This window comes from Treponema bryantii (genome assembly GCF_036492245.1).
Taxonomy (GTDB): domain Bacteria; phylum Spirochaetota; class Spirochaetia; order Treponematales; family Treponemataceae; genus Treponema_D; species Treponema_D bryantii_C.
In genome coordinates this window covers 3,352,093-3,371,156 of record NZ_AP025286.1, presented here as the reverse complement: position 1 = coordinate 3,371,156, position 19,064 = coordinate 3,352,093, and the positions used below count along the sequence as shown (strand labels likewise).

Below are 19,064 nucleotides of genomic sequence, written 5' to 3'. Positions count from 1 at the left end.
CCCTTAAGGGTGATTCATTATGGTAATTAGAAGGCGTTTAGGAGGGGTAATTTGCCTGATTCCTTATATATTTCTACTGATTAGTGGATTTATATTTCAGAAACAAATAATAATAGATTTTTCTTTCCTGTTAATGTTTATTGGAATTATATTTTCAGGACAGATTTATAATTTAATTTTTTTAAATTCAAATTCAACAAGTTCCTTTTTTGCGGGTAATATTGCTCTTCAATATGGTTATTCACCAAAAGGACAAAATGGTGAGATTTGGGATCCAAACAAAAATTCAATAAATGAAATATTTGCAAAGTATCCAAAAAAACGTTCACATATACCAATACAAGGGACTGCTGGATTTTTGTTTTATACTAAGTTTAATATAATGTATTCCAATCAAATCGAATTTTATGATTATAGATTAGGAGGAGATTCATTTATTTATTATGAATTTTATTTTCATCCATATGATAATAATGGAGATAAAATAACTCGCAAAGAAAAAAGAATAAATGAAATTTCAGAGAATATGTATTTTGTTCCATTGGATAAGATTTAATTTTTTTAAATTTGATTAATTCATACATACATATAACCATTATATATGTAAAATCAGTTCTTTGACATTATGTAAGTAACTCAAACAGACATGGCTTTTTGAGCTACGAAGAAAATACATTCAGATTTAACGGGGAGTGTATTTTCTTCGGTAAAGTAAAAAAAAGTTAGCGTGTGGAGCTGCACCGAAGGCGGCCACCTAGGGAGCGACGGCTTTGAGCCGGCAAAATGCTCCGGTGGGGAAGAAGCGACCGGCTGCGAAGCAGACGGGAACCGCCATAATCCAATATCGCAAAGAAAACAACTTACATCTGGGCTAACACAACTTTATGGTGCGAAGTAAACGAAGGTGTGGTATACTATCATCATATTGACCACCTGGGTACAACTGAAGTTGTTACAGACGAGAACGGAACTGTAGTCTGGGAAGCAGGTTATGAAGCTATCGGAAGTATTCTGAATGAAAAGGGTGATTCTAAGTTTACCCCAAGTTACACCGGTAAGTTCTTTGTTAAGGCAAGCGGTCTGTATTATTTCAATGCCCGCTGGTATGACAGTGAACTTGGACGATTTACAGTTTCTGATCCGATCCGTGATGGTGTCAATTGGTGGAATTATTGTAACGTGAATCCAATTGTACTTGTTGATTGGCAAGGTCTTTCTCCTACTAGAGATGATTATGCTTATCAAATAAGAACGCAATCTGAAAAAAATACTGTTGATTATTATAACAGTTTTAATTTGGAAACAGACTATGCATTACAGAATCAAGGATATTCAAATACCGGAAAATGGAATAACATAATCTGTCCACAAATTGATAATAATATAAGCGGATTGTTCAATCTTGATTTTGGACAAGACTATTTTAATTCTTCAAATGAAGCAGCACAGAATAAACAATATTTTGCATCTTTTATGTATAAACTAGATGCAATTGGAGAAAGTCTAATAGACAGTTTTGTAGCTTATAAAAGTGCTGAAAATTTAGGATCAATAATTGCAACATTTAAAGAACAGTTTTCTAAGAATAAAAATGTTAATGAAGTTAAAAAGCCATATTCAAATAGTCGTCCACCTTATGCAAAAGGACCAATAGAGGTCATAAATATGAATGAGGTGATTTATGGAAATTAAAAATGCAGATTATTCAACAATAGTTAGATTCGGGACAGTAGAAGATTTATGTAAAAAAATTCAACTAAATAACGAACAATTGAAAGACGTAATAGATATCAAAACTGTGAATGGTGCCTCATTATTAGAAAATGCAATCTCCCAAAGAAAATTTGATATTGCCCGTTTTTTATTAATGAATAATGCTAAGGTGAATGTTGTGACTAATTTTGGATACAATGAATTTCATATTCTTGCTTCAAACATTAGATATGAAGGAGCAGTAGAAATAGGTGAAATTTTATTGAAAAAGGATGTATCATTAATCCAGAAAGATAACGTTTTTGGAAATACAGCTTTTTTTACATTATTGCTTGAATCTTATAAAGTCCGTACACCAGAAGTAATGTCATTCATAGAAAAATGCATTGTACGAATTAAAGATTTTGATATAAAAAATAATGCCGGTATTAGTATTAGAAATTTAATTATTAATAATGGATGGGATAATATAAAAAAGAAATTGGAGAACTTATGAAAAATCAGCGTAATTTAGGAGGGGCGGTAGTTTCAAAAAATATTCTAGAAGGTTATGGCCGCTTAAAATGGTGTGTAAGAGAGAACTCAATAAATGATATAGATAATGGTTGGCGTTTTTTCTCTGAAAACGACACAGAAGAGTATCTAGCAGAAAGTGCAAATCTTACTATTTGTGCATGGGAAACAGTTGTAAAGTTTGAGCCTTTTATAGATTCAATTTTTGATTTACCTATTGGAACTGAATTAACCTTGTGTAATGAAAATAATAAAAAATACTTTATTGATACAAAAACAGGGAAAGCTTTAGTTAGTTGAAATATATACAAATATATAATTATGGGGAAATAGACAAAACTGTAAATGAAAATACATTTGAATTTTCAGACTGTGGATTTACAAAATGAATTATTGGGGCGTTGCGGGGGCACAGAACTCTGTGATTTCCGCCCCCGCTGGAAGGGGTGGCGGAAGACCGCGGAGCGGGCTGGAGACAGGGGAAGGCTTTCCCCTCTTAAAAAAAATCTATTTTGAATAATTTTCGTCGAGCTTTTTTAAATCTTCTTCTTTGTAAATATCATAGTAGTATTTGTAAACCATGAAGCCGCGGATGGTGAACATTAAGGTGTATAGCAGTCCGAAGAAGCCTCCAATGAAGAAAATGCTTCCTAAATATGGAACAGGAACTTTATCTGTAAGTATTATTGCGGCGAGACATAAAAGAAGAATTATGAGTCCTTTGAAACCGTCTTCCTTCCATTTTTGTCTTGGTTTAACAATCAGACGGGAATCTTCAAAATTATTGGCATCTGTTTTTGGCATTGTCTGAATGATGATGTTTAATAACATTGAATTCATATACTTTTTTACTCCTATATTTAAATTATAAGTGAATTTGTTTGAAAAGTAAAAAAAATTCGGTGTTTTGATTTACTAATTGTCTGGAGTTTTATTTCATTAAAATCATCAAGGCGGTAACGGCTCCCAGTAAAAGGAACATGTAAACTAATGCGAGTGCGGCTTGTGCCTGTGGGAAGGTAAACAGCATAAAGCTCCAGACGAGGGTTAAAGCTCCGAGTCCTAGTGCAACATAACTGATTGCTTTTGTGTGACGGAAGTTTGTTTTGCTCTGGAAGCCTGGAGTGAGAAAGTATATGCCGATGGCAATAAGTGCGGCACCGGCTATAAAGCACAAAATTGCAAGAATCATTGGGACCCCGGTTATTTATTATGGAATATGAATTACTTCGCGAGGTTTAGCACCGTTTGCAGGGCCTACAATTCCACGCTCTTCCATTTCTTCTACGAGACGTGCAGCACGATTGTAACCGATTTTAAGGCGTCGCTGGAGATAACTTGCGCTGGCTTTTCCACTCTGAACTACAATTTCGAGGGCCTGATCGTACAACGGATCGTCGTCGCTCATTGGTTCTCCGAAGAGGTCACGAGCTTCGTCTTCTTCATCTTCAACAAAAATTTCTTCGTCGATGTAGTCTGGTTCGCCGTAATCTTTTACTGCGGTTACTACATTTTCTACTTCCTGATCGCTTACGAATGTTCCCTGGATACGGATTGGAGCAGGATCAACTGCAGAAGCGTAAAGCATATCACCGCGGCCGAGAAGCTTTTCGGCACCTACTGTATCGATAATGATGTTAGAGTCTGTACGGCTGGCAACCATAAATGCGATTCGGGTTGGGATATTTGCCTTGATGAGACCTGTGATTACATTTACAGACGGACGCTGTGTTGCAAGTACGAGGTGGATTCCTACGGCACGGCTCATTGCTGTAAGGCGGGCTACGATGTTTTCGAGCTCCTTACCGCTTGTTGCCATAAGGTCTGCAAACTCATCAATAATAACAACAATATAAGGCAGTTTCTGTGTACAGATTTTCTGCTGTTTGATTTTTGCATTGTAGTTAGAAATATCGCGTACACCCATGCTGTCGAGAAGGGCATAGCGGCGTTCCATTTCACACAGACACCACTGAAGGGCCTGAAGTGCCTTCTTAGGTTCTGTAATAACCGGAGTGAGCAGGTGAGGAATATTATTGTACAGCTTAAGCTCAACTACTTTAGGGTCTACGAGAATCATCTTTACATCTTCGAAGCTTCTCTTGTACAGGATTGAAAGAATCAGAGAGTTTACACAAACGGATTTTCCGGAACCTGTTGCACCGGCGATAAGCATATGTGGTGTTTTTACAAGGTCGATAAGCTGAGCTTTTCCGAGGATGTCTTTACCAAGTACTACTGGAACGGCCATTTTCTTCCATTCAGGAAGGTCCATTTCTATGATTTCACGGAAGCCGACTACTGAGCGGTTTCTGTTTGGAACTTCAATACCTACGGCCTGCTTTCCAGGAATTGGTGCTACGATGCGGACTGACTGTGCTGCAAGGCTGAGTGCAATGTTATCCTGAAGGGCTACGATTTTGCTGAGTTTTACGCCAGGTGCCGGAAGGATTTCGAACATTGTAACAACCGGACCTTTTTTGATTCCGATGATGTCGGCTTCGATATTAAACTCTGAGAGGGTCTGCTTGAGGTTGAGTGAAGCCTGTTTTGTTGCATCGTCGATAATCCAGTACTGGTCATCTTTGTATGCTGTGAGCAAATCTGAAGGAATAACATAAGGGCCTTTCTTTGCGGCACGATGTGTTTTTGGTGGATTTGCGGCGATTTCTTTTGTTTTAGGTGTGTTTTCTTCCTGCTGGGCATTGAAGAAATCTGAAAGTTCATCTCTTGTGAGATTGTTTGCAGAGGCTGGGTTTGAGCTCTGAGCGTTAGCTGCAGGTGCTTTTGTCGGCATGGTTTTTCTGATATCTGCATCCATTGCCGCAAATACGCTTGCTGCGGCGGTTGAGATATTTACTTCTTCTTGTGTTTCTTCCTGCTGGGCAAGCTGTGAGAAGATCTGATGGTCGTCCCCTACGGCTGTGCTAGTTTCGTCAGGTTCAGAAACCTGATTCTTTTCGGCCTGATATGGGTCTTCAATCTTTGGAGCTGTTTTTTTAGTATCTACATTCTCAAAGTAATTATAGAGATTTTCTTTTGTTGCGATTTTTGGTTCATCAACTTCATCTTCAAAATATGAACCAACTGCACGTTCGTTAGCATCTTCTGCAGGCTTATTGTAAATAGCTGGCTTTGTATTGATAGCAGGTTCTGTTTTTGATTCAAAAACTGCATCATCCTGAAGCTGGATGCGTGTAGGATATTTAGGTTTTTCAGTTACTGGTTGAGCTGGAGTTTTTTTTTCCGGTTCTTCAGCAGGGGTTGGATCATCGTTTATCACGATTTTATGAGGATAAAGAGGATTTTCCACAACTGAGTCTATATAGCGTGTTGTTGCGTATGGGTCATTGTTATCGTCAGAAGCTGGTTTTTCTGGAGCTACTGGCTGTGCGTCTTCAACAGCTTCAACTACTGTATCGTCTGTATTGTCATCTTTTGGAGGGAATTCCAAGGCAGGATCGTTTTCATCGAAATCTGCATCATATTCTGGAGGAAGATTCTTTGGCTGTGGAGGAAGTCCCGGCCATTCCAGTTCATCGGCTGGTGTTGTGAGGGCGGCAAATTCTTCCTGTGTGAGGGAAGAGGCTTCAGCTGCAACAGGCTCTTCTACTGAAGTTTCTTCTTCTGCAGCTGGTTCTTCCTCATATGGTTCAACATCATCAAGAATTTCATCAAAAATTGTTGGTTTTGAGACTACAGTTTCATCGTTATCATCTTCATCATCAGCTTTCTTGAACTTTTTCTTCAACTTACCAAAAAGAGTGTCCTTTGGTACTTTGAGTTTTGAAAGTTTTTTGAATTCTGGAAGTTCAGTATCTGCTTCATCTGATGTCTCTTCAGGTTCTGAAATATCTTCAACATCAGAAAGAATATCATCTGCGGAATCTTTGCCTTTTAAAGGCTTCTTTCTAAGATTTTTAAAGCCGCCATGATTAAGACGATCAGCTATAATTCCAGTTCCGAGATATTCAATTACAACTAACATAGCGCCAGTTACAAGCGCAATGAGGATTTTAGCAATGGCAAAAGGAGAATGATCTACCTTTACAATTGAACGTATAATGCTTTCTGTAACAACACAGGTAAAAAATGGAATAAGTGCTGTTAAAAGGCGAAGTGTTTTGCGTGCTGTCCACTTAGAAGCAAAGCATGAAAGTCCTGAAACAAGCAGGAAAGATGGAATCAAAATGCTGCAGAATCCGTATACTGAATACAGCATGTCTCCGAGTAAGTAAATAATATTGTTATGTCCTGGACCGGCAACGCCGTAATCCAGTGGCAGAAGAATTAAACTGATTGTAAAAAGGGCCGCCAGCGCGAGCAAAACGACTCCGGTTATGATACTAGACTTATTAGATGCTCTCATAGTTCCATTATCGGAACAATCAAAAAAGATTTTAGAGAAATTATTAGTAATAAAAAGACACAGAAAAGGGATGGAAAGCTCTAAATGAGCTGAATATCGCCGCCTTTACTGAGTTCAAATGTCGCTTTTTTGCCGGCACTGCTGGAAATTTCGTATTTTCCCTTATAACCTTCAATTGTGATAAAGCCATTTGCGTCGGTTGTTGCGTCCAGTTCAGTGTGCCATTCTTCTTTTATAAGGTGGTGAAGGGCATTATATGATGGTTTAAGGCTTCCGTCCTTACGAATTACGCCGCTTGGGGCATTGAGCCAGGCTCCGTCGCCAAAGTCCCAGTTTGTGATTGCTGTGACAAGCGGATGATTTTCAAAGAGGTTGCGGTACATTCTTTCGAGATTTTCGGCCTGCTTCTGTTCGAGTTCTGGAGTTGAATCATCATCATTATAATGTGCATCCTGAAGGTCGGTGATTTCCGGTGCAACAAGAGGACCCGCAACAATTGTGTTTTCTGTAAAGTGAATTGGAAGGCCAAAATGTTCAAAACGGCTCAGAATTTCTTCTGTTTTTTCGAGAGACCACACTCCCTGATGTTGATGCGACTGAAGTCCGATTGTTTTGATTGGAGCTCCGGCATCGAGACAGTCTGTAATGAGCTGTTCGTATTTCTCAGAAAGATTAAAATCGTTAATAAGGAAGATTCCATCTGGATTTGTTTCCTGTGCTGCATCAAAAACCTTTTTTACGAGTCCAACGCGGCCATATTCCTTACAGATTCGGGTAATTGCGTTATCATATTTATCATAAACAGGCATAATCACAACTTCATTGATAACATCCCACATATCAATTACGCCTTTGAAATTGCCTACATCGCGGTGAATACGTTCAAGCTGCCTTTTGAGGATTGTTTCATTGTCATATTCCATAAGCCATGGAACACAGCCTGTATGCCAGCAGAGAGGATGTCCTTTTACGGTTACATCTTTGCTCTTAAGGAATTTGGCAGCAGCCATAAGCTGATCTGTGTGAGGGCTTCCTTCTTCGGGTTCATAGCCGCCCCAGTAAAAAGGAAGGGTTCCATAGTTGAAAAGACCAAGCCATTTGTTCATGCGGTCTTCGAGGCGATCATGTTCTTTTATGAGTTCTTCTTCGGTGTATTGTTTGCCGTCTGGTCCTGTTGGAAGAGGTGCACCGGTACCGTTGTGTACAGCTTGTCCATGAGTGTACGGAAGGCTTTCAAAAGCACCACAGCCGAACAAAAATTCATGATTTATCTGATTGATATGAACCTTTGTATTTGCGACTGGCTTTCCGTTGCTGTCGAGAACTCTGAATTTTGCTGAATCTTTTCTATGAAACATATATAACCTCGAATTAATCATTATTGTACACAAAAAATTGAGGTTTTATATAATGGGCGTGTAAAAAAATTGTAAAAAAAACTTACTAGAAATATAGAGAAGATTTCAATATTTATAAAAGTTCCGTGTTATAATTTTTTAAAATTCCGTGATATATTTATCATTTTTTAGGAGCTTAAGCCTGCTATGTTTTATAAAAATTTCAAGACCGTAACTTATTGTGTGGCTGCATGGGTAAACCGCGTAACTGAAGAACAGCTTCGCAAAGATGCAGATTTTCTTCAGAAATATGTGAAAATCGATAAGATTTACCTTGAAACTTATCGTGATGAGTTTGCTTCCCGTGAACAGATTGAAATGATAAAGCGCGTAATGAAGGATTACGGAATTGAAGTTTCCGGCGGAATTACAACTGTAACTCCAGATCTGAATGAGAGCGATAAAAAGCGTCAACGTCTGTTTAATACTTTCTGTTATTGTAATGAGCCGATGCGTGCCCGTCTTAAGGAAGTGAGCGAATATACTGCAGGTCTTTTTGATGAATTCATTATAGATGACTTTTTCTTTACACAGTGTATGTGTGAGGATTGTATCCGCGAAAAGGGTAATCGTTCGTGGAAGGAATTCCGTCTTGCAAAGATGATGGAAGTTTCCCGAGATCTTATTATCGGGCCGGCCAAGAAGGTAAATCCGAAGGTTCATATAATCATCAAATATCCGAACTGGCGCGAGAGTTTCCAGGAAACCGGTTATAATCCGGGTCAGCAGCGTGAGATTTTTGATTCAATTTACACTGGAACAGAAACCCGTCATGGAGCTCAACAGGATCAGCATTTGCCGCGATATCTTTCATATTCGCTGATGCGTTATTTTGAAAGTGTTGCACCAGGCCGTAATGGTGGCGGCTGGTTCGATCCTTATGATTGCGACAGATTTGATACTTACCTTGAGCAGGCATATCTGACTGCATTTGCTAAGCCAAAGGAAATTATGATGTTCTGCTGGCCTTCTATTGCAGGAAATAAACGTGCAACTCCGCTTGGCTTTATGTATGACAAGCTGGATAGGATTTTGGGACGGCTTGGTGAACCTTGCGGTTTGAAGACTTATATTCCGTTTAATTCTCAGGGTGATGACCATATTGAGGATTTTATTGGTATGGTCGGAGTTCCGATGGAGCCATGCTGTGAATTTCCGGAGTTCTCAGAGGTCGGCGCTTCGCGCAAAGTACTGGTAACTGCGGCGGCTCTCGAGGATTCGCAGATTGTCGGAAAGCTGCGGCGGTTTGTTGAGGCCGGCGGTCACGCAATTGCGACGTCGTCTTTTATGATTGGTGCTTTGCAGAAATATCCGGAGATCTCCGAACTTACAAGCGTAACTTATACAAATCGCGTTCTTTCTGCAGATGAGTTCCAGACACCAGCTGAAATTCCACATTTCAAAAACTATGTGAAATCAGCTCAGTCAATAGAGTTCCCTCTGCTTGAGCACCGTAACAATGCAACCTGGTCTATTATGAATGCGGGTCACGGTGAATACCATGAGAGTATCCTCTGTTACGATACTTATGGCAAGGGACGTTTTACGGTACTTTCAATTCCAGAAATGCCTTCTAAGCTTTACGACCTTCCTGCTCCGGTTCTTACAACAATCCGTCGTGAACTCGACACTACAGGCATCTGGATTGACGGTGGCAGCGGTGTATCACTCTTTACTTACGACAACAAAACCTTTGGTATTTACTGCTATGCCTGGGATGGCTGTGCTCCACAGGAGTTCCATGTGCATATTAAGGGCCGTGTAAAGGAATTAGTCCGCATTCCAGACAGCGACCGCCCAGAAATGTTTAAGCCACAGGTTTATAAGCCGCTGTATGTAAAAGAGGGACCGGACGATAACGCAGCAAATTCAGAAACGGTTTTCTACGGTCGTGCAACTCCGGGAGAGTTTGACTTTTTCGAAATTAAGGAATAATTATGGATAAGAAGAATCTTGTTAAACGCATTTTAATGTCATTATTTGGTGTAATCATCTGTGCAATCAGTGTTGGTATTTTCAAAATTGCAGCACTTGGTGTAGATCCGTTTCAGTCGTTTATGGCAGGACTGGATGCGTTCGTACCAATTAAGTTTGGTACGCTGTATGTTATTGCGAACGCTGTGCTTTTCATTTTCATGCTGATTTTTGACCGTCACTATATTGGAATTGCAACTTTCATTAATCTGTTCTTACTTGGATATATCACACAGTTTACTTATGAATATCTTCAGACTGTAATAGTTGATCCATCTCTTCCTGTAAGAATTGCGTGTCTTGTGATTGGTGTTGTAATCATCTGCTTTGGTTCAGCTTTCTATATGACTGCAGATCTTGGAGTTTCAACTTACGATGCGGTTGCTCTTATTGTCGTAAATACCTGGCACAAAGGAAAATTCCAGTACGTTCGCATTATTACTGACCTTGTTTGTGTAATTCTCGGCGTAGTACTTTTCATGCTTTCTGGTGGAGCTGCAAGAGCCATTATCACAATTGCAGGTGCTGGTACAATAATTACGGCCTTTTTCATGGGACCTCTCATTGAATTCTTTAATGTTCACTGTGCAAGACCAATTTTGAATAAATAAAAAAATTTTATGAATTATATAGAAACTGTGTTAAAATATATTTAAGGGAGTTTCTATGTGCGAAAAATTTCTTGATTATCTTTCGAAAAAAAAGACCTGGATTTTTTTGATTATGTGCTTTATGGTGCATGCAGGTAATTCCGTTTTATTTTTTTTCGTAGGATTAGTTCCTCTTTCAATGTTGAATATTTTAAGCACAGTTTTCTATTCAATTGTAATTGTCAGTTATAAAGAAGAAAAAGATTTTTACATTATTTTTACATATTTTGAAATTCTGACTTTTTCATTAACAAGTGAATTATTTTCTGGAGGATCATTCTTTTATATCTTTTATGTAGTTGGAATGATTTCTTCAGTTTATTATCTGCTTCCTCCAAAAAGGCGAATGAAGCAGATTTTTCAGGGATGTGGCATTATTTATGCAATTGCCATTTATTTTATTCACATCAAACAGATATGTATCTTTCCGGAATATCTTCCTGTAACAGATGAATGTAAACAGGAAATCGGATTATTAAATCTCTGCATCACTCTATTTACAATGTTCTATATTTCAAATCTGTATTTCTTTGAGATGAATGCTGCTAATGAAAAACTGACTTATTGTAGTGATCATGATTTGATGACGGGGCTTTTTAACCGCCGCTTTTTTGAACATATCATGCAGCGTAATAAAACTGAAAATGAAAACAAATATACGATTGCAATTTTTGATATTGATGATTTCAAAAAGGTAAATGATACTTATGGTCATCAAGCAGGAGACGCAGTTTTAAAAGCTGTAAGTTCAATAATAGAAGAATCGTATGATAATGAATTTGTTACAGTCAGATGGGGTGGGGAAGAATTTGTTTTATACATGCCTCAAACAGATGAAATTCGGGCTTATGAACATCTTACTTATCTGAGAAAAAGAATAGAAAACAATATTGTTGAATTTGATAATCAAAAAATAAAAGTTACAGTTACTGTTGGTATGTGTACCGGAACAAATCTTACAGATTATGAACTGGTAATCCGCAATGCTGACGACCGCCTTTATTACGGAAAACGTAACGGTAAAAACTGCGTAGTTAAGTAATATATCCCCTGATAACAGAAAATAATAGGTATATACCGAAATTTTTGCGAATTGACGGCACAAAAATTCAATGAGACCATGATTTATGGAGAAAAAGTCCATAAAAAAATTTGGAGGTCTTTTGTGAAAAAAGCAAGAATTGCTATTTGTGCGGGAGTTGCAGCTATTGCGCTGAGCCTTAGCGGGTGCTCAAATCTGGGGTATGATGTTTCAAATGAAACTGTACTTTCAGCTTCGAGAAGTGTTTCGGTTGATGGATCTGTTTCAATAGATTCTTCAATTGCAATTCCTTTTGGTCTTGTAGCTGATGTTGGAGAGAATAATCTGATTCGTCTTGCATGGGGATGTCCTTCCGTTATGCCAGACAAATGGTATATTTATCTTGATGGAAAAAAAGTTGATGAAACTTCAATTCTAAAGCAGGTAGAAATTGAATGCTATGCTGGAAATCATGTAGTTGCAGTAGCTGCTGTAAAGAATGGAAGACGTTCAGAAGCAGAAGGTATTGAAGTTACTGTAAAGGGAACTCCAGCTCCTGTAGAAAACAGTTCTGGTCTTGTTTCAGGTGCTACTTATAAAATTCTTGCTAAATGTTCTGGAAAGGCCCTGGACAATGATAACTGGCAGACAGCTCCTGGTACTAACATTCATCAGTGGGGGTATGGTGACAATCAGGCAAACCAGCAGTGGATTTTGCGCCAGAATTCTGACGGCACCTGGAAAATCATAAATGCATATTCTAACCTTGCACTTGATGCAGCTAACTGGGGAACAACTGATGGTACAAATGTTATTCAGTGGACTGACCTCAATAACAGAAATCAGGACTGGTACATCACTAAAGAAGGTTCCTACTACAAAATCATAAATGCTTATTCTAATCTTGCTCTTGATGTAAGTGCTGCTTCTGTAGAAGACGGTGCAAACGTTCAGACTTGGACATGGAATGGTACAGACGCTCAGCTTTGGGAACTTACTAATCTTTCTAATAGTAGCGGAGATCCTGTAAATCCAGAACCACAGCCTCAGCCACAGCCAGGTGACAGAGGTATCCCAATTGATACAAACGATACTCTTGTAGAACGTAAACAGGGAATGAAGGTAACTTATCAGTTCCAGAATCATACACGCGGAAAATTTGCAGATAATCAGATTTACATCTACATCATCTGTATGAATCAGAACAATGTATGGTGTTATGCACGTCCAGACGGAGCTCTTATTCCAATCGGCTCTTCTGATTCTTCTGCATGGCAGTACACACTTGCTGATGTAAAGTACTCTGGTTTCCAGATTCCTCTCTCTCACTCAGGACGTATTTACTACTCTTACGGTAAGCCTCTTGTAATGTGGGGAAATGGCAACGGTGTAGTTCTTCCTTCTTTGAGCAATCCTTCAGATGCTAACTACGAAACATATTTTGACTGGCTTGAGTATACAGTAACGGACAACGGTTTCTGGGTAAATACAACTCAGGTAGATCAGCTTGGTTTCCCTGTTCTTATGAATGTTTATGACAATGATGGTCGTGTTCAGCAGACTGGTATTTCAACAAAGCGTGAAGTTATCTGGGATTACTTCAAGAAAGAAATGCCAGCTGAGTTCAAGACTCTTGCAAGTGAATACAGAATCTTTGCTCCATGTAAGGGTGCTTTTGATAACAGAACTGGTGGTGCTTACGGTAATTACTTTAATGATTACGTTACACAGACCTGGAACACAATTGCTTCTAAGAGCCAGACTGTAACTCATCCACAGGGAAAGTTTATTCTTACTGGTGACGGAACAAATCTCTATTTCCGCTGTATCGAAGCTTACGGTTCAATTGCAGCTGCAGGTCAGACTTATGTAATCCGCGGTAAGCCAACTACAAGTGAAGTTTTCGAAGGCTACGGAGTTCTCGCTTCCGGAAATCCTATGGAACTTGCTCTTGAAGCTTGGATTTGTGCAGCTCTTAACCGTCACGTTGCTCACATGGAACCAGATGCATACTGGAATAATGCTGCAGCATATTACAATGCAGGTCCATGTAACTACTATTCAAAGTTCTGGCATGATCACAGCGAACGCGGCGGTCTTGCATATGGCTTCTGCTATGACGATGTAAATGACCAGAGTGCTACAACCTTCACTACAAATGCTCGTGGTGTAGTTGTAAGACTTGGTTTTTAATCTAAATATGGAAACTCTTTAGTTTTCTTGAAAAAGCCGCCCGAAAAATCGGACGGCTTTTTCTCACATTTAAGTATGTACACCGAATTTACAAACAAATAGTGTAAAATAAGTAAAAACCCCTACAAAAATCAAATATTTTGTTGACAATTCTTTAAAAGACGATTTATGATTTATTTATTGTACACTGTTTGTACAAACATATATATGTATTGTACAGGGCCCTAAGAGTTTGAGTTTATCTTGTCTAATCAAAATTATTACACCACACATAGGAGGTTGTGATGAAAAAGACAAAAACGATTCTGGTTGCTATGGCAATGGCATTGGCCTTTACGAGTTGTAAAGGGATTGTAGCTTCGGACCTTGCGGAAGGTTCAAGCTCTTCAAGAGCGGCAGCAGTGGCTACCAGTTCAAAAAGGGTTGTTGGTTATTTCTGTGAGTGGGGAATCTATGGTGCGCATGATAACTATTATGCGACATCTATTCCTGCAAACAAATTAACCCACATTAATTATGCATTTGTTGGTCTGGATCCTTCTTCGCAGGCGGTTCAGATTTTTGACCCATGGGCAACTACAGATATTGTATACCCTGGTGACAAATGGGATACAGAGTACAAAGGTAACTTAGGTCAGTTACGTAAACTCAAGGAGGAATATCCTCATCTTAAGGTTTTGATTTCTGTTGGTGGATGGACAAAATCAAATGGCTTCCATGCCGCTGCTGCTAATGCAACTACACGTGCACGTGCTGCAGAAAATTTAAAAAACTTTGTTGTTCAGTATGGTCTTGATGGTGTTGATATCGACTGGGAATACCCTGGTGTAAATCGTACAAAAGATCCAAATGATGAATACGATCTTGGTGCTCCTGGTGGAATTGAAGATAAAGAAAACTTTACTTTGTTCTTAAAAGCTATCCGCGAAGCTCTGGATGCTCAGGGACGCAAAGATGGTAAAAAGTATGAACTTACAGCTGCTATTGGCGTAGGTTATGATAAAATTGCTGTAACAAATCCTGGTGACTATTGCAAATATCTGGATGCTTTGAACCTTATGACTTACGATATGCATGGTGCTTTCGAAAGCAATACAGGACATCAGGCTCCTCTTTATGCAAACATGAACTGCGGCATTTATTCTGATGATGTTAGAGAAAAGTATAACATTGACTGGGCTGTAAAGAAATTCATTTCAGAAGGTGTTCCTGCAAGTAAAATTGTTGTAGGTCTTCCTTTCTACAGTCGTGGCTGGAACAATGTATCTGGTGGTCTCGATTTTGATGGTGATGGCATTGGAGACGGTATGTTTGGTACTGGTGGTTCAACCTTGTCTGGAAAATGGGGTGTTGGTGGACAGAGCCCTTATTTTGCTGTAAAGGCTTTGGAAAATACTGCCGGATGGGTAAAGTATCGTGATGAAGTAAGTAAGGCTTGCTGGCTTTATAATCGCGGAACTCGTGAGCTTTATACTTATGATGATCAGCTTACAATCAAAACAAAGTGCGACTACATCAATGAGCTTGGTCTTGGTGGAGCTATGTACTGGGAGCTCGATGGTGATGACTGGAAAAACGGTTATGACCTTGTAAACATTGTTCATGAATCAATTTTGAATGGTGTTGATTTTGGAACAGATATAAATCCTGGTGATAATGGTGGAAACAATCCTGGTAATAATAATCCTGGAACTAACCCGGGAAATGACAATCCGGGTACTAACCCTGGTACAAATCCTGGAAATGATAACCCAGGAACTAACCCTGGTACAAATCCGGGTACAGAAGTTCCTCCAAGTTCTAAGGCTACAGGCCTTCCGGGAACTCCTTCTCTTGAACAGACTTCATGGAATGGAGAAGCTTCTTTCGGATTAAGAATGAATATGTGGTGGGGAAATAACGGTACTGTTGCAGAGCTTTATGAGAACGGTGTAAAGATTGCTTCGGTAAGCTTTGAAGATAATTCTCCTAATGCACAGTCTTATACTTTCAATATTTCTGGAAAGGCTAACGGAACTTATGCATATCAGGTAAAGCTTATCAACAGCTTTGGAACAGCTGTTTCTGGAACTGTAACTTATACAGTAACTAAGGGAAGCGCTTCTTCTGAACCAGTAAACCCACAGCCACAGCCTGAACCAGAACCTGAGCCAGAGCCTCAGCCGGGAGATCAGGGTGGAGATCAGCCAGGAAACAATCAGCCTCCAGCTGGTGGTAACACATGGGCAGTAATGGGAACTTATACTGCAGGACAGGTTGTTTCTTACAATGGTGCTAACTACAGCTGTCTGGTAACACACGTAGCATATTCAGAAACCTGGAATCCGGCAGATACTCCTGCCTTGTGGACAAGACTTTAAAAAGAAGGTTATTAAATGAAAAAAATTCATAAAATAATAGGGGCCGGACTTTTGGCTTTCGGCCTTGCTTTTACGGGCTGTTCTAATGCTGTAACTGATTTACAGAATTCACAGACGGCTAGTGCACGTGCTGCATATTCAGCAATTGCTCCATGGGCTGCAGGAACTTATTACAATATTGGTGATAAGGTTACCTACAACGGTAAAGTATATCAGTGTCGTCTTGCTCACACAGCTTTAGACGGCTGGCAGCCTGACGGCGTTCCTGCTCTCTGGCTTGAAATTGGAGTTGCAGAGGATGAGACAGTTTTGCCTCCAGATAATCCTCCGGCAGAAGATGAAAATCCTGGAAATGATAATGAAGATGAAACTGTAATCACTGTTCCGGGTCTTCCAAAGCATATTCTTACCGGTTACTGGCAGAATTTTAATAATGGTGCTAAGGTACTGCGCATCAGTGAAGTTCCAGAAACTTATAATCTGATTGTAGTTTCTTTTGCTGATGCAACAAGAAATCCGGGTGAAGTAACTTTTAATCTTGATACTTCATTAGGTTTTTCTGAAGCACAGTTCATTCAGGATATTAAAACTGTTCAGGCACGCGGCCAGCATGTAATTATTTCGGTTGGTGGTGAAACTGGTAATGTTACAATTGCAAGTGATGCAGATGCAAATCGTTTTGCAACTTCTGTAACAAACCTTATGCGCAAATATGGCTTTGAAGGTGTAGATATCGATCTTGAGCATGGTATTCAGGCTCGATACATTGAAAAAGCCCTTCGTGCTATTCCAAAGGGTTCTATTATCACCTTTGCTCCACAGACTCTGGATATGCAGGGTACTGGTCAGGAATATTTTAAGCTTGCTCTGGCAATCAAAGATATTCTGACTGTTAATAACACACAGTATTATAATTCAGGTACTATGTGTGGTTATGATGGAAAAGTTTATGCTCAGGGTGGAGAAGACTTTTTGACTGCTCTTGCAACAATTCAGCTTGAAAACGGCCTGCGTGCAGATCAGGTAGGTCTTGGACTTCCTGCAAGTACAAGAGGTGCCGGCAGCGGATATGTTGACCCTCAGATTGTTGTAAATGCTCTGGATACACTGGCTTATGGAACAAAGCACGGTTCTTATGTGCCTCCTCACAAGTATCCAAATATTCGTGGTGCTATGACCTGGTCTATTAACTGGGATGCTTCAAACGGCTGGAACTTCTCTAAGGTTGTTGGTGCAAAACTCAAGGCTATGAACGAAGCAGATGGCGGCTATGATAATGGAAACGGCACAATCGTAATTCCTGGAGATGATGATTCAGGAGATGACGATACAGGCGACACTCCTGGTGATGATTCTGGAAACGAGCCTCCACATGAGGAAGAGCCTTCAACTGACAATCCTGGAAATCAGAATCCTGGCAGTGAAACTCCTTCAACAGAAGTTCCTGCAAGTCCTAAAGCAACAGGCATTCCTGGAACACCTTTCATCGAGCAGTCTACATGGAATGGTGAGGCAACTTTTGGAATCAAAATGAATATGTGGTGGGGCAATAATGGTACTCTTGCTCAGTTGTATGAAAACGGAAACTTAATTGCTTCTCAAACCTTCACTGATAATTCGCCAAATGCTCAAAGCTATGTATTCAATATTTCAAACAAGGCTAATGGTACTTACGCTTATCAGGTAAAGCTTTCTAACAGCTTTGGTACAGCAGCATCGAATACTGTTAATTACACAGTAACAAAGGGCTCTGCTTCTACAATTCCAGTAGTTACTCCTCAGCCACAGCCTGAACCAGAGCCTCAGCCTGGACAGGAAGAGGAACCTCCGGTTATTAATCCTGGTACTGGAAGCGGAGACCCTGTAATCAACAAAAGCCTTCCTAAACGCATTATGAGCGGCTACTGGCATACCTGGGACGGTGGCTGTCCATATATCCGCCTTGCTGACGTAGATTCTTCATGGGATGTAATTAACGTTTCATTTGCTGAACCGGTTACTCCAGGAAGCGGAAATGGCCGCATGAAGTTTGGGGTTGCAGGGGACGTAAATCAGTTCAAGGCAGACATTAAAACTCTTCAGGCAAAGGGTAAGAAAATCGTTCTTTCAATCGGCGGTTATGAAGGATATTTCTATCTTGAAAATTCTTCAGCTGTAAACACTTTCGTTAATGATATCAAAGGCTTTATTAATGAATATGGATTTGATGGGATTGATATTGACCTTGAGCAGTCTTCTGTTGCAATGAATAGTGGTGCAGACCCGGATTTTGCAAATCCTAAAACACCAAGAATTGTAAATATGATTAATGCAATCCGTCAGATTTGTGATTCTTATGGAGATGACTTCATTCTTTCATGGGCTCCGGAAACCTTCTATATGCAGCTTGGTCATACATATTACGGTGGAATAAACGGATATGTTGATTCACGTGCCGGTGGATATATTCCTATGATTCACGCTTTGAGAGACAGAACTACTTATGTTCAGGTGCAGCTCTATAATTCAGCAGCAGTTCAGGGAAATGACGGCAGCTGGTATTCAATGGGAGATGAACCTTCTCTGGTAGAGATGTGCGAAATGTTGATAGACGGTTTCTATCTTAATGGTGGAAATCAGTACTTCTTCCCGGGACTTAGAGCAGATCAGGTTGTAATTGCTGTACCATGTTCACAGGGTGCTGCAGGTTCAGGTCAGGTTTCTAATACACAGCTTCAGGGGGCCTTCAGAACTCTTGAAGCAAAGTATCCTGGAATGAGAGGATTCATGACATGGTCTATTAACTGGGATGCGCTCCAGAACAATAACAGTTTTGGACGCCAGAATAGAGCATTCTTGAATAACTATTAATCTGATTTAATAGGAAAAGTAGGG

Annotated in this window: 14 protein-coding genes; 10 read left to right on the top strand and 4 right to left on the bottom strand. The window is 39.7% G+C overall.

Annotated features, from left to right (window positions below):
• Window positions 1-19: 19 nt before the first annotated feature.
• The 4 genes from AABJ44_RS14670 to AABJ44_RS14655 all read left to right on the top strand — a co-directional run bounded on the left by AABJ44_RS14670 (window position 20) and on the right by AABJ44_RS14655 (window position 2,526).
• Window positions 20-556: a hypothetical protein gene (locus tag AABJ44_RS14670; protein ID WP_338369764.1), complete on the top strand. Its 537-nt coding sequence runs from the start codon at window positions 20-22 to the stop codon at window positions 554-556.
• A 287-nt stretch (window positions 557-843) separates the two neighbouring features.
• Entirely contained in the window at window positions 844-1,692 is an 849-nt protein-coding gene (locus tag AABJ44_RS14665; RefSeq protein ID WP_479681742.1) for an RHS repeat domain-containing protein, read from the top strand.
• Entirely contained in the window at window positions 1,682-2,209 is a 528-nt protein-coding gene (locus AABJ44_RS14660; RefSeq protein ID WP_338369762.1) for an ankyrin repeat domain-containing protein, read from the top strand. The genes AABJ44_RS14665 and AABJ44_RS14660 overlap by 11 nt, the downstream gene beginning before the upstream one ends.
• Window positions 2,206-2,526 (top strand): immunity protein Imm33 domain-containing protein, encoded by a 321-nt coding sequence (locus AABJ44_RS14655; protein ID WP_338369761.1) that lies wholly within the window; start codon window positions 2,206-2,208, stop codon window positions 2,524-2,526. The genes AABJ44_RS14660 and AABJ44_RS14655 overlap by 4 nt, the downstream gene beginning before the upstream one ends.
• A gap of 207 nt (window positions 2,527-2,733) precedes the next feature.
• Here the strand turns inward: AABJ44_RS14655 and AABJ44_RS14650 are convergent, their stop codons facing one another.
• The 4 genes from AABJ44_RS14650 to AABJ44_RS14635 form a co-directional block, all read right to left on the bottom strand.
• On the bottom strand, window positions 2,734-3,066 hold the full coding sequence (locus AABJ44_RS14650) for a hypothetical protein (RefSeq protein WP_074644193.1): 333 nt from the start codon (window positions 3,064-3,066) through the stop codon (window positions 2,734-2,736).
• Window positions 3,067-3,157: 91 nt separating this feature from the next.
• A complete protein-coding gene (locus AABJ44_RS14645; protein WP_338369760.1) occupies window positions 3,158-3,418 on the bottom strand; it encodes a hypothetical protein in 261 nt (86 codons plus the stop codon).
• 18 nt (window positions 3,419-3,436) lie between these two features.
• A complete protein-coding gene (locus AABJ44_RS14640; protein WP_338369759.1) occupies window positions 3,437-6,595 on the bottom strand; it encodes a DNA translocase FtsK in 3,159 nt (1,052 codons plus the stop codon).
• An 80-nt stretch (window positions 6,596-6,675) separates the two neighbouring features.
• Window positions 6,676-7,953: an endo-1,4-beta-xylanase gene (locus AABJ44_RS14635; RefSeq protein WP_338369758.1), complete on the bottom strand. Its 1,278-nt coding sequence runs from the start codon at window positions 7,951-7,953 to the stop codon at window positions 6,676-6,678.
• 186 nt (window positions 7,954-8,139) lie between these two features.
• Here AABJ44_RS14635 and AABJ44_RS14630 point away from each other — a divergent pair, with 186 nt between their 5' ends.
• The 6 genes from AABJ44_RS14630 to AABJ44_RS14605 all read left to right on the top strand — a co-directional run bounded on the left by AABJ44_RS14630 (window position 8,140) and on the right by AABJ44_RS14605 (window position 19,040).
• Entirely contained in the window at window positions 8,140-9,927 is a 1,788-nt protein-coding gene (locus AABJ44_RS14630; RefSeq protein WP_338369757.1) for a hypothetical protein, read from the top strand.
• A gap of 2 nt (window positions 9,928-9,929) precedes the next feature.
• Window positions 9,930-10,577, top strand: a complete 648-nt coding sequence (locus AABJ44_RS14625) for a YczE/YyaS/YitT family protein (RefSeq protein ID WP_338369756.1) — start codon at window positions 9,930-9,932, stop codon at window positions 10,575-10,577.
• Between the two features lie 55 nt (window positions 10,578-10,632).
• Window positions 10,633-11,658: a GGDEF domain-containing protein gene (locus tag AABJ44_RS14620; RefSeq protein ID WP_338369755.1), complete on the top strand. Its 1,026-nt coding sequence runs from the start codon at window positions 10,633-10,635 to the stop codon at window positions 11,656-11,658.
• A 123-nt stretch (window positions 11,659-11,781) separates the two neighbouring features.
• Window positions 11,782-13,830 carry a beta-1,3-glucanase family protein gene (locus AABJ44_RS14615; RefSeq protein ID WP_074644212.1) on the top strand — a complete coding sequence of 683 codons (2,049 nt, stop codon included), beginning with the start codon at window positions 11,782-11,784 and terminating at the stop codon, window positions 13,828-13,830.
• Between the two features lie 284 nt (window positions 13,831-14,114).
• Complete coding sequence (locus tag AABJ44_RS14610) at window positions 14,115-16,190, top strand: glycosyl hydrolase family 18 protein (RefSeq protein WP_338369754.1); 2,076 nt, start codon at window positions 14,115-14,117, stop codon at window positions 16,188-16,190.
• Between the two features lie 15 nt (window positions 16,191-16,205).
• Window positions 16,206-19,040: a chitinase gene (locus AABJ44_RS14605; protein WP_338369753.1), complete on the top strand. Its 2,835-nt coding sequence runs from the start codon at window positions 16,206-16,208 to the stop codon at window positions 19,038-19,040.
• Window positions 19,041-19,064 lie beyond the last annotated feature (24 nt).